This is a genomic window from Paenibacillus cellulositrophicus (assembly GCF_009363095.1).
Taxonomy (GTDB): Bacteria; Bacillota; Bacilli; order Paenibacillales; family Paenibacillaceae; genus Paenibacillus_AQ; species Paenibacillus_AQ favisporus.
Map to the genome: position 1 here is coordinate 82,989 of NZ_CP045296.1, position 12,496 is coordinate 95,484.

The following is a 12,496-nucleotide window of genomic DNA, read 5'->3' on the forward strand; positions in this document are numbered from 1 at the left end:
AGGCAGCATCATGTACCGATTGTTGATCGTGGATGACGAGCCGGTTATCGTTAACGGGCTAATTCAGCTTTTTCAGGAAAATACGGAATTCGAACTCGATGTATGTAAAGCCTATTCAGCCGCGCAGGCGCTGAGCATCGCCAAGAAGATGAAGCTCGACATTTTGGTCAGCGATATCCGGATGCCCCAAAAAACCGGACTGCAGCTGGTCGACGAAATTGCTTATTATTGGCCGCACTGCAGAATCATTTTTCTGACCGGTTACAGCGAATTCGATTACGTGCAGGCTGCACTGCGGAAGAGTGCGGACAATTACATATTAAAAACCGAGGGTATCGACCCGATTTTTCGGGCCGTTGGGGAAGCCTGCCATAAGCTTGACGAGGAGAACAGCCGTAGAATCCGGGAAGAAAAGGCCAGCATGCATTTTCAAATCGCCGCTCCCGTCTTGAAAAATGAACGCATCAGAAGGATGCTGAAGGGGGAACCTGCTGCTTCGCTTCTGGCCGATCCCCGGTACGAGGAGCTGGATTTCCGGCTGAACGCGGAAGAACCGGCATTTGTAGTCATCGGCAGGATCGACAACCCGGAGGATTTGAAACCGCAGGAAGCGCTGGAATCCGTGCAAAGGGCGTTTCATAATAACCTGCCTGACTCGATCACCTGTGAGTCCTCCATATCGGATGAACATATCGTTGTGTGGCTGCTTCAGCCGCAGGCGGAACTGCTCGGCCGTTTCCTTCACCCTGATCCGGAGGCACAGGCTTGGAAAGGATTCATGGCGTATATGAAGGGGATTCTGGAACTGGTGCAAAATGAATGCGAAGGCCTGCTTGGCGCATCCGTGTCTTTCGGCGTTTCCGGCGATTTAAGCAAGGGCTGGGAGACGATCCGCGACCAATACAGCGCGCTGATCGGTGCACTGGAGTCCCGAGTCTCGTTCGGCCACAAGATGATCGTGATTGATATTGAGCAGGCCCATCAAGAATTTTCGCCGGAATCCGGGCAAATGAAGCAGGAAGACATGAAATCCTGGGTGATCAACCAAATTCAGAGCTTCATCCAGCACCATCTGTCCGGTGATGTGTCCCTGACCGCGATTGCGGAGCATGTCCATTTCAATCCGTCTTACTTGTCGCGTTACTACAAACAGATGACCGGACAAAATTTGCAGGATTACATTCAGTCGAAAAAACTGGAATGCGCGCTTCATCTGATGCAGCACACCAATCTTAAGTTAATCGAAATCGCCGCCCGGGTCGGCTTCGATTCGCATTCCTATTTTACGACCTTTTTCAAGAAAAAGATGGGGGTTTCTCCCCAGGAATACCGGAACTCCAAATAAGTAAAAAAAGTGAAAGCAAAGTAAAAAACTCAAAATTGATAGCGCTTTCCTTCGGAATCTATAATGATGACGTGAAGCGATAACAAGATGACAGCATACAAAGGGGGAAGGCCATCAATATGAAATTACACAAGCCATGGAAATTGCTTTTGCTCGCCACGATTTCTCTTTCGTTATTCACGGCATGCTCGAGCCAGGGGAACGATTCGGCGGCAACCTCAGCCGCAGACCCGGCAGCCAAGGAAGAAACCAAGAGCACAGACGCACCGCCCGAGCCGCTTGGTAAATACCCTGAAACGGTAACTGTAACGGAGGTGCTGGGGTATAACCCGCCAGAGGACCCGCGGACGCCGAAAGGCATTACGCCTGACCAAAATGCTTATCTCAAAGATTTGAAAGACATGTTAAACATCGAAGTCAAGTACAAATGGACCGTTCCATCCAGCCAATTCGAGCAAAAATTCTCGCTCGCGATGGCTTCGGCCGACCTGCCGGACATTATGGAGCTGGACCAGAAAAACTTCGAAAAGCTGAAGAAGCAGGGCATGCTTGCTGATTTGACCGCAGCTTACAACGATTACGCTTCGCCGGAATTGAAGAAATACATGGAGTCCGACGGCGGCTTTGCGATGAAGACGTTCTCCGAAGACGGTAAGCTGCTCGGTATCCCTGCATTCGAAGACCCGTTTCTGTCGACGCAGCTGCTATGGCTTCGTAAAGACTGGCTCGATAACCTGAAGCTGCAGCCGCCAGCGACGATGGATGATCTGGATAAGGTCGCGAAGGCATTTGTTGAGAACGACCCGGACCAAAACGGACAAAACGATACGTACGGCGTATCGCTGCAAAAAAATCTGTTCTTCTGGGCTTATGATCTGCGAGGCTTCTTTAACGGCTTCGGGGCGTATCCGTCGATTGGCGACAATCAATCCGCCTGGATCAAGGACAGCAGCGGCAAGCTGATTCCCGGCTTGATTCAACCGGAAGTGAAGAATGCGCTTGGCAAGCTGCAATCCTGGTATAAAGACGGCATTTTGGACAAAGAGTTCGCTTTGAAGGACGAAAACAAGGCTGTCGAAGACATTACAGCAGGCAAAGTCGGCATCGTCTACGGGGAATGGTGGTATCCGAACTATCCGCTGAACCTGAACGTGGACAAGGATCCGAAGGCAGAGTGGATCGCCATTCAAATTCCGGGTCTGGACGGTCCGGGCAAATCGCTGGTGCCTAAGATCCGGAGCGGAAAAGTGTATGCCGTCAACAAAAAAATGAAAAATCCGGAAGCTGCCATCAAAATGATCAACTTCTATATCGAAAAAGGCAAAAAGAAATACATGGAACAAAACAAAGCGGAAAACGGATACGTCTATAACTGGTTTAATCCGCGGATCTATAACCCGGCCCAGATCGATACGATCTACACGGAAGTCAACAAGGCACTCGATGCGAAGCAGACCGAAATTACGCTGGATGACGAGAACTACAAAAATGTGGCCGATGTGTTCAAAGCAGCCCAGGATTACCTTGCAGGCAACACGGCTAACGCTTCCAAAGGCGTAAACTGGGGCCAATACTTCAGCCGCGCGGCGAAAGACGGCGGTTGGGGGATGACACGGAAGATCAAGGAAAGCGGAGCTTTCGTGAACAACGAGTTCTTCGGATTGCCGACGGAAACGCAGGTCGAAAAGGGCGCCCAGCTCGATAAGCTGATGCAGGAAGCGTTTACGAAGATCATTTTAGGCGGATCCCTGGACGATTTCGACAAGTTCGTTCAGAGCTGGAAATCCCTTGGCGGCGATCAAATTACCAAAGAGGTTAACGACTGGTACAGTCAGCAGGCTGCGAAATAATTCGATTCGCGATTGCCGCTAGCAATCCTGAAATGAAGTGAAACGGGAGGAGGAGCCTGCTTTAGTCCTGGCGATTCCTCCTGTTTACGATTGAACGGGGAGGTCCATCTGTGAGAACGCTGAAAAAGGAATATATCCTTCATCTCATGCTGCTGCCCGGCGTTATCGTGACGCTGATTTATGCCTACGGCCCCATGGCCGGTCTCGTCATGGCTTTCCAGCAGTTTGAGCCGCTGTCCGGCTTTTTTCATTCGAAGTTCGTTGGTTTTGACAATTTCAAATATGTATTTGCCATGCCTGATTTCAAGCAGGTGCTGTGGAATACGATTGTGATCGCGGTTATTAAAATGGTGTTGTTCCTGTTAGTTCCGCTAATTCTGGCATTGCTGCTGAATGAAGTCACCAAGCGGTGGTTTTCCCGCTTTATCCAATCGGCCGTATTTCTGCCTTTTTTTCTGTCATGGACCGTTCTAGGCGGTGTCATTATCGAGCTGTTTTCCTTGAGTGGACCCGTTAACGGACTGATGACAGCCATGGGACTGAAGCCGATCATGTTTATGCTGGATAACGAGTGGTTCCGCGGCATCGTGATCGGGTCCGACGTCTGGAAAGGGATGGGCTATAACATGATCGTCATGCTCGCCGCCATCACCGGAATCAATGCCACGCTGTACGAAGCGGCCGAGGTTGACGGTGCGGGAAGATGGAAACAGATGATTCATATCACGCTGCCGGGCATGGCACCGATATTGATATTACTCGGAGTGCTCAGCCTTGGCGGGATTTTGAACGCCGGATTTGAGCAAATCCTGATCATGTATAACCCGACCGTGTATGAGGGAGCGGATATCATCGATACGTTCGTATACCGGCTTGGTATGTTCAGCCAGCAATTCGGACCTGCCGCCGCCGTCGGACTGTTTAAATCCGCGATATCTTTGGTTTTGGTGTCGCTAACCTATTACGCGGCTTACAAATACAACAATTATCGCATTTTTTAAGCTGGAGGCAGAGAGATGCACAAACCAACTTTGAGCAGAAAAATGTTCGTCATTTTCAATTCGGCGCTGCTGACGGCGATTACGCTTCTTGGCATTATTCCGTTTATCCACCTTCTGTCCGTGTCCCTCAGTTCGAATACGGCGGCGATGGCCGGCGAGGTTAAACTGTGGCCGGTCGGCTTCAACTTTGACGCATACCGGTACCTTGGGCAAAAGGTAGAGTTTTTCCGTTCGTTTGGGGTTTCGATTGAGCGGGTAGCACTTGGCACGGCGGTCAACATGTTCCTGTGCTTTATTTCGGCTTATCCGCTATCCAAGTCGGTCGACCAGTTTAAGTATCGGACGGTCTATGTCTGGTTTTTTGCGATTACGATGTTTTTCGGCGGAGGTCTCATTCCTACGTATATCATCGTGAAAAATACAGGTTTGATCGATTCCATCTGGGCGCTGATATTGCCGGGCGCGCTGAACGTATGGAACATGGTGCTGATGCTGAATTTCTTCCGCACCATTCCGCGGGAGCTGGACGAGGCGGCCACGATCGACGGCGCGGGACACTGGAGAATTTTATGGCGGATCTATTTGCCGGTCTCTTTACCTTCCATTGCGACCATCGGCCTGTTTACGATCGTTGGCCACTGGAACTCATGGTTCGATGGCATCTTATACTTGAATTCGCCGGAGAAATACCCGCTGCAGACCTATTTGTCCACGCTCATTATGTCGATCAATTCCCAAATGACGTCCGTTTCCATTGAACAAATCAAAGCAATGGAAAATTTGAGTGAGAAAACGCTGCAGACGGCGCAGATATTTATGGGGGCGCTGCCGATCATGGTCGTATATCCGTTCCTGCAAAAATACTTCGTCAAAGGGATGACCGTCGGAAGCGTCAAGGAATAACGAAAGGGGAAAGAAGACGTGAAAAAAGTAAAAGTCGCCTTGATCGGAGCGGGCCTGCGCGGCATCAATTACCTGGAATATGCGCTGTCGCATCCGCATGAGCTTGAGGTAGTTGCCGTGGCGGAGCCGGTCAAGGAACGGAGGGAAAGCTTTCAAGCGAGGCACGGGCTGCAGGATTCGATGTGCTTTGAGCATTGGGACGATCTGTTCCAAGCTCCGAAGCTGGCCGACGCCGTGCTGATCTGTACCCAGGATCAACAGCATTTCGAGCCGACCATGCAGGCGCTGCAGGCGGGCTATCACGTGCTGCTGGAAAAACCGATGTCACCCGATCCCGGGGAATGCATCCGGATGGGGGAGATGGCTTCGCAAGCCGGACTTGTGTTTTCCATCTGTCATGTCCTCCGGTATACGCCGTTTTTCCAGACGCTGAAAAGCTTGCTGGCAGATGGTGCGATCGGGCGGCTGATGTCGATCCAGCATAATGAGAATGTGGGGTACTGGCATCAAGCGCACAGCTTTGTCAGAGGGAATTGGCGCCGCAAGGAGGACTCCAGTCCGATGATTCTGGCCAAGTCCTGCCATGACCTGGATATTCTGCTGTGGCTTGCCGGTGCGGACTGCGTCAAAGTATCTTCCTTCGGCACGCTCAGCCATTTTACGGCATCCGAAGCGCCTGAAGGAGCTCCGCTCCGCTGTCTGGACGGCTGTCCGGTCGCGGATGAATGCCTCTATTATGCGCCCGATCAATATTTAACCGATAATACGAACTGGCCGACTTCGGCCATCAGTGACGACATGAGCTACGAAGCCCGTTACAAAGCGCTGCAGGAAGGGCCATACGGCAGATGCGTATATCACTGCGATAACGACGTCGTCGACCATCAGGTCGTGAATCTCGAGTTTGAGGGCGGTATCACGGCTGCGTTTACGATGAGCGCATTTACAAGAGACGTCAGCCGCACGATCAAGCTGATGGGCACGACCGGGGAAATACGCGGAGCGATGGAGAAAAACGAAATCGAAATCATTCACTTCGGCAGCGGCAAAGTCGAACGGATTACGTTCGGGGACATGGGCGGCCATGTGGGCCATGGCGGCGGTGATATGAAGCTGATGAGCGATTTCCTCAAGCTGGTACGGGCGGACGCCAAGGCTCAAGGCCTTACATCTGCAGACCATTCCGTCCAGGGCCATCTGATGGCGTTCGCCGCTGAAGAGTCCAGAATTGCGGGCGAGATCATCCGTTTGAAGGAGTTCGAACAGCGTTACGCCGTCCGCGAGCCATCAGTTTAATACGATACCTTCAACCTAATCCACAGGAGGAACTTATGTCTACGTTTCGATATTCGGGATCTGCTTTTTGTATGAATGATGAGCCGGTTCAAATTTTGTCGGGAGCGATTCACTACTTCCGTGTCGTACCGGAGTATTGGGAGGACCGGCTCATCAAACTGAAAGCCTGCGGTTTGAACACCGTGGAAACGTATGTGCCGTGGAATTTGCATGAACCGCAGAAAGGGGAATTCCAGTTTGAGGGCATCGCTGATTTGGTGAAGTTTATCGAACTGGCTGGCAGCCTCGGACTTTATGTTATCGTTCGGCCATCACCGTACATTTGCGCGGAATGGGAATTCGGGGGGCTGCCTTCCTGGCTGCTGGCGGATTCGGATATGCGCCTGCGCTGTTACCATCAGCCGTTCCTCGACCATGTCGATGATTATTATGATGTGCTCCTTCCTAAGCTGAAGCCTCTGCTCTGTACCCAGGGAGGCCCTGTGATTGCGCTGCAAATCGAAAACGAATACGGGAGTTACGGCAACGACAAGCAGTACCTGAACTATTTGAAAAATGCGATGATCAGCCGGGGGATGGACGTGCTTCTGTTTACTTCGGATGGTCCGGAAGACGCCATGCTCCAGGGCGGGATGGTGGAAGACGTCCTGGCAACGGTCAATTTCGGCTCCCGTGCCCGGGAATCTTTCGAGAAGCTGCGGGAGTATCAGCCGGATGCGCCGGTCATGTGTATGGAATTCTGGGACGGCTGGTTTGACCACTGGCGTGAGGAGCATCATACCCGTCCGGCGGAAGACGCCGCTTTTGTTCTGGATGAAATGCTCAGCCTGGGAGCCTCCGTTAACTTTTATATGTTCCATGGGGGAACGAATTTCGGCTTCTGGAGCGGAGCCAACGGCCATACGGAAGACAGCTATGAGCCAACAGTCACCAGCTACGATTATGATGCGCTGCTAAACGAAAACGGTGAGCCGACGGACAAATATTTTGCCGTTCGTGACATCATCGCAAAGTATAAGGCGCTTGCAGCGGACGGGCTGCCGGACCCCATCGCCAAGAAAGCATACGGTAAAGTGGCAATGACGGAGCTTGCTCCCTTGGCCGGCAATCTGGACCGGATTTCAACGGCGGTGCGCTCTCCCTATCCCGAACCGATGGAGAAGCTCGGCCAGAACTACGGTTTTATTCAGTACAGTACGTTGATCCCCGGCCCGAGGCCTAAGGAGGAGTTGTTCGTTCAGGACCTCCGCGACCGCGCTCTGGTCTATCTGAATGGGGAACTTGCCGGGACATTGGACCGCAGCGAGCCCGGTACGAAAATCGAGTTCGCGGTTCCGCAGGGCGGCGTCCAGCTTACGCTGCTCGTGGAGAATATGGGCCGGATCAATTATGGCCCGTACATGAAAGACAGGAAGGGAATCACCGAGGGCGTGCGGCACGGAAGGCAGTTTTTATCGGAATGGACGACGTACCCGCTGCCGTTAAACGACTTGTCCGGTCTCGATTTTCACGCGCTGCAGCCGCAGCAAGGCCCTGCCTTTTACCGTGGACAGCTGCAGGTTCACGAACCGGCAGACACCTTTCTGAGCTTGAACGGCTGGAACAAAGGCGTCGTATTTATCAACGGCTTCAACCTGGGCCGGTATTGGAACTTCGGGCCGCAAAAAACGCTGTATGTACCGGGGCCGCTGCTGCGGCAGGGTGCCAACGAAATCGTCGTTTTCGAATTGTACGGTACGGAGCTGCCGGAAATTGATTTTGGTGAGCAGCCGGATTTAGGATAGCTTCTTTATGGGGCTGGAACCAGCTCTTTGCAACTCTAAGCTTGATCATTGATCAGGCTTAGAGTTTTTTTTCGTTGAGCCGGCCTTAATGTTGAATCCAAAGTTTAAGAGATCCCCTGATGATGTATCCACTACCGGATCCATGAGGTAAAGAAAGTGAAAGGTTTGTAAAGATCGAGAAATGGATGCGCTTTCTTTCGGGCTTTATAATGATATAACACGTCAAAGATTAAAGGCGATGTTGATTACAGCATCGATAAAAAATAGGCTGGCGAGGGATGCATATGGTTAAAATCATTCATCATTTTGGCAGTCCCAAATGGTTGTTTACGGCCGGATTGTTGGTCATAGGTTCTGTGATCGTTATATTCACTGCGGGGTCCGGGTTTTCCAAGACGAAGCATCACGCTGAGGTGATCGCGACGGTTAACGGTGTACCCGTTCATATCAACGAATTCCGCAGAGCCATCACTGCAAATAAAGCTGGAGTCATCAGCTATTTTCATGAAAAATATGGCGCAGAGCCGTCGCCTGCGTTTTGGACCACGTCTTACGGAGGGCAAATTCCGCTGGAGATGATCAAACAAAGAGCGCTGGAAACGAGTGTGAACATCAAAATTCAGCAAATCATTGCGAAGGAGCAGGGAGTGCTGCGGGATATCGATGAGGACAGTTTTGAACAATCCCTCGAGCGTGAAAACAAGAGAAGGCAAAAAGCGATCCGCGATCATCAGGTTGTTTTCGGACCCGCCTCCTACAGTGAGGATGCTTATTTTGAATACGTCATGACAAACGCAATCGTATCCGTCAAAAACCATCTGATGGAGCAGGATTGGAAGCCCGATGAACAGCAGCTGAAACTGTTTTACGAGTCTCGAAAAAGCGCGGAAACGAAGGATCAGTCATTTGAAGCTGTCAAAGACCAAGTAGTCAAAGACTACATCGACTATAAATACGCGGGCTATGTCCGCGAACGCATCTCCGAAGCAAAGGTCGTCGTGAACCAGGGACCATACGATTCGTTTCAAATGTAACGATGTAACGCCTAATGGGCTTTACATACATGATAAAACGAAAGGATGATGCTTTTTGAGGAAATGGGGAGGTAAAGTGTTCTGCATGACTTTGATTGTCTCCATGTTTTGTTCTTTCTTCACCGCTTTGCCGCAGGCCGCGATGGCATCCGGAACGACTTATTACGTAGACAGTACAGGAGGGGACGACGGGAATAACGGAACAAGCGAAGGTTCTGCCTGGAAGACATTGGACAAAGTCAATGCGACTACTTTTTCCCCGGGTGACAAGATTCTGTTTAAAGCCGGGGAAAGCTGGAATGGCAGGCTGTGGCCCAAAGGCTCAGGCGAACAGGGAAATCCCATCATCATTGATAAGTATGGGGAAGGCAGCAAGCCGTTAATCGCCGGCGTGACGTCAGAACTGGAAGCTGTTTTTTTGAAAAATCAGCAGTATTGGGAGATCAGCAACCTGGAAGTGTCGAACAGCTCCCCACTGCCATTTGACAGAGACTGGGAAAACCCGCGCGGACAACGGCGGGGCGTCTACATCTTAAACGAAGAAGCGGGACTGCTGCACCATATTCATATTAAAAATTTAAACATTCATGATGTAGACGGTTCTTATACGACACGATCCGGCGGAATTATTGTCGACTCGGTCGGGTCAACGACGCCAAGCGCTTTTGACGACGTCCTGATTGACGGGAATACGCTGACGGACGTGGATGCGTATGGCATTTACATCGGTTCCAACTGCATCCTGCGTAACGGAATGGGCGATTTATGGCCGTGGGTGCCGAAGCCTTATGGGCCTTGGACGCCTTCGACTCGTGTGAAAATATCCAACAACACCGTCCTCAGAGCCGCAACGGGAGGAATTGCCTGGAACGTAACCGATGGAGCGGTTGTCGAGCGCAATACGGTAGGGCAGGCTACATATCTGGCGACGAATGCTTCCATTTGGTGGGCCTATTCGGACAACAATTTGGTCCAATTCAACGAATCATTTGCCAGCGTCAACGGCGCTGAAGACGGTCACGGCTTCGACGTGGACGCAGGAAACATCGGTTCGCTCGTCCAGTACAACTACAGCCATGATAACGCAGGCGGATTTATGCTGTTTGTAAACGATACGTATGACACGATCAATACGGTCGTAAGGTATAACATCAGCCAGAATGACCGGAAAAGCATTTTCCGGTACAGCGGATCGATCGATAACGTGTATAACTACAATAATACGGTGTATGTCGGCAAATCATCCGGGAACCCGGTTATGAGCGATTATTTCACCAAGGCTTCCGGCGCTCCGCGCAACATCAAAAATTATAACAATGTCTATTACAGCTTAGGGGATAAAGGCTGGGATTTGAGGGGGCAAACGTTCGATTATAACGCGTATTACGGCGGGAACACGCTCGTTCAGGCCGATGCCCATGGGGTAACCGGCGATCCGAAATTTGCTAACCCCGGCAGCGGAGCGGAAGGGATGAATACCGTCGACGGTTATAAGCTGCTGGCCGATTCTCCTTTGATCGGTGCAGGCATTCGCATCAATGAAAACGGAGGAAGGGACTACTTCGGCAATCGGTTATACAATGAGGCTCCGGATATCGGCGCACACGAATACGAAGGCAGCGTGCCTCCAGCCGGTTCTATGCCAGATCCCATCGACGTCGTTCAGATCCGGCCAGTCAGCACGCCTGTCGATGACTTGGCTCCGCAGGCTGCCGCAAGCACGACATTTCGTTCGTCGTCTTCACAGGCGATTGAAAACATCAACGATAAGTTTTATGACACCGCTTGGTCTACTGAGGGTTCGCCTTCTTTTCCGGGATATATCACGCTTGACTTCGGCGGTCAAACCATTTCTGCCAATCAATTGAAGCTCAATACGAGATTCGGGCAGGAATCGGGGATCACGGACTTCGATCTGGAATACGACAACGGTTCAGGATGGGTGCCTATCCGGACGAATATTCATCTGTCCTGGGATTTGAATAACGGCGCCAATGAGATCAAATCCATAGAGTTTCCGCTCACCCGTTTTTCCAAGATCCGCTTGAAGGTGCATGGAGGAAATGCGCTGTCCGGCAGGACCACGCTGAACGAACTAGAACTATATAACAATCCGGATTTATCCAAAGACATGGTCACCACGTCCTTCCCAACTGGTGCGGGCACGATCACAAACATTATCGACAACAATTTGAACTCGGCATGGGGAAGCGACGTTAACGTATCTTTTCCGGGCTATATCACGCTCGATTACGGACATGATCCGGTACCTGTCAACAAGGTCACGTTGGTTACCTTTTTCGGCATTGGTCAAGGGATTACCAAGTTTGACGTGGAGTATTACGACGGCAGCGGCTGGCTAACCGCATTGCCTGGTGCATCGGTCGAATGGAAGCTTAACGACAGCACCAAAGAAAGCCAAACCGTCACGTTTCCGACTGTGCATGCTTATAAACTGCGGCTGAAAGTGAATGATGCGAACCGGGTATGGGGCAATATCGCGCTGAATGAGCTTATCGTTGAGCATACCCCTGAACATGTACCTGTCACCGGTATTTCGATCGACCGACCGGAGATCGTTTTTAATGCGTCTTCCGACCGCAGTGCAGCACTGCAGGCTGCCGTTAGTCCCAGCAACGCGACCAATAAAAAAGTCAAATGGAGTACCGATGATGATCAGGTGGTTGAGGTAGACGCTGAAGGGCGGGTGAAGGTAGTAGGGGAGGGGAAGGCTGTTATTACGGCAACGACGGAAGATGGGAATTTTCAGGCTGCGAGCCAAATAACCGTCGATTGGACAGCCCCTGAGATCAGGCTGGGCCCTGTGACTACATCTGAATTAACGTCTGGTACGTTCCAACCTCGATTTGAAATATCGGATGCCTGGACTGGTGTCGATAACGCGAAAACGGAAATCCTGCTGGATGGAAAAGTTCTGACGGATGTAAAAGACACGCCAATGTACGAGCTGGCTCTGGGAGCGCATACGTTCACCGTGAAAGCCAGCGATTTGGCGGGGAATACCAGCGCAAAGTCCGTTGACTTTGATGTGAAAACAAGCAACGCGGCTCTTGAGGAGTTGGTTCAGCGTTTCGCAGAAGCCGGCTGGATTGACAACAAAGGGATTGCGAATAGCTTGCTGAAAAAGCTGCAGAATCATAATGTAAGCAGTTTTATTCATGAAGTCAACGCTCAAAAGGGAAAACATGTATCTGCCGACGCTGCGGAGTATCTGCTTCGCGATGCGGAATCGCTTCTTCATGAATAGAAGTCGTTATCTAAC

At 51.2% G+C, this 12,496-nt stretch carries 8 protein-coding genes; all 8 read left to right on the forward strand.

The features are described from left to right. The first annotated feature begins 10 nt into the window (after nt 1-10). The 8 genes from GCU45_RS30185 to GCU45_RS30220 all read left to right on the forward strand — a co-directional run bounded on the left by GCU45_RS30185 (nt 11) and on the right by GCU45_RS30220 (nt 12,481). Nucleotides 11-1,345 (forward strand): response regulator transcription factor, encoded by a 1,335-nt coding sequence (locus GCU45_RS30185; RefSeq protein WP_152403554.1) that lies wholly within the window; start codon nt 11-13, stop codon nt 1,343-1,345. Nucleotides 1,346-1,464: 119 nt separating this feature from the next. Continuing rightward, entirely contained in the window at nt 1,465-3,195 is a 1,731-nt protein-coding gene (locus GCU45_RS30190; protein ID WP_145156974.1) for an extracellular solute-binding protein, read from the forward strand. Between the two features lie 110 nt (nt 3,196-3,305). Beyond that, nucleotides 3,306-4,196: an ABC transporter permease gene (locus GCU45_RS30195; RefSeq protein ID WP_105443402.1), complete on the forward strand. Its 891-nt coding sequence runs from the start codon at nt 3,306-3,308 to the stop codon at nt 4,194-4,196. A gap of 15 nt (nt 4,197-4,211) precedes the next feature. Beyond that, nucleotides 4,212-5,099, forward strand: coding sequence for a carbohydrate ABC transporter permease (locus GCU45_RS30200; RefSeq protein WP_076167318.1), 888 nt, complete (start codon nt 4,212-4,214; stop codon nt 5,097-5,099). An 18-nt stretch (nt 5,100-5,117) separates the two neighbouring features. Beyond that, on the forward strand, nt 5,118-6,395 hold the full coding sequence (locus GCU45_RS30205) for a Gfo/Idh/MocA family protein (RefSeq protein ID WP_152403556.1): 1,278 nt from the start codon (nt 5,118-5,120) through the stop codon (nt 6,393-6,395). 35 nt (nt 6,396-6,430) lie between these two features. Further along, nucleotides 6,431-8,179, forward strand: a complete 1,749-nt coding sequence (locus GCU45_RS30210) for a glycoside hydrolase family 35 protein (protein WP_152403558.1) — start codon at nt 6,431-6,433, stop codon at nt 8,177-8,179. 284 nt (nt 8,180-8,463) lie between these two features. Continuing rightward, nucleotides 8,464-9,213, forward strand: a complete 750-nt coding sequence (locus GCU45_RS30215; RefSeq protein ID WP_152403560.1) for a hypothetical protein — start codon at nt 8,464-8,466, stop codon at nt 9,211-9,213. A gap of 85 nt (nt 9,214-9,298) precedes the next feature. Further along, the gene (locus GCU45_RS30220; RefSeq protein WP_152403562.1) at nt 9,299-12,481 is read left to right on the forward strand and encodes an Ig-like domain-containing protein; all 3,183 of its coding nucleotides are present in this window, start codon (nt 9,299-9,301) and stop codon (nt 12,479-12,481) included. Nucleotides 12,482-12,496: the final 15 nt, after the last annotated feature.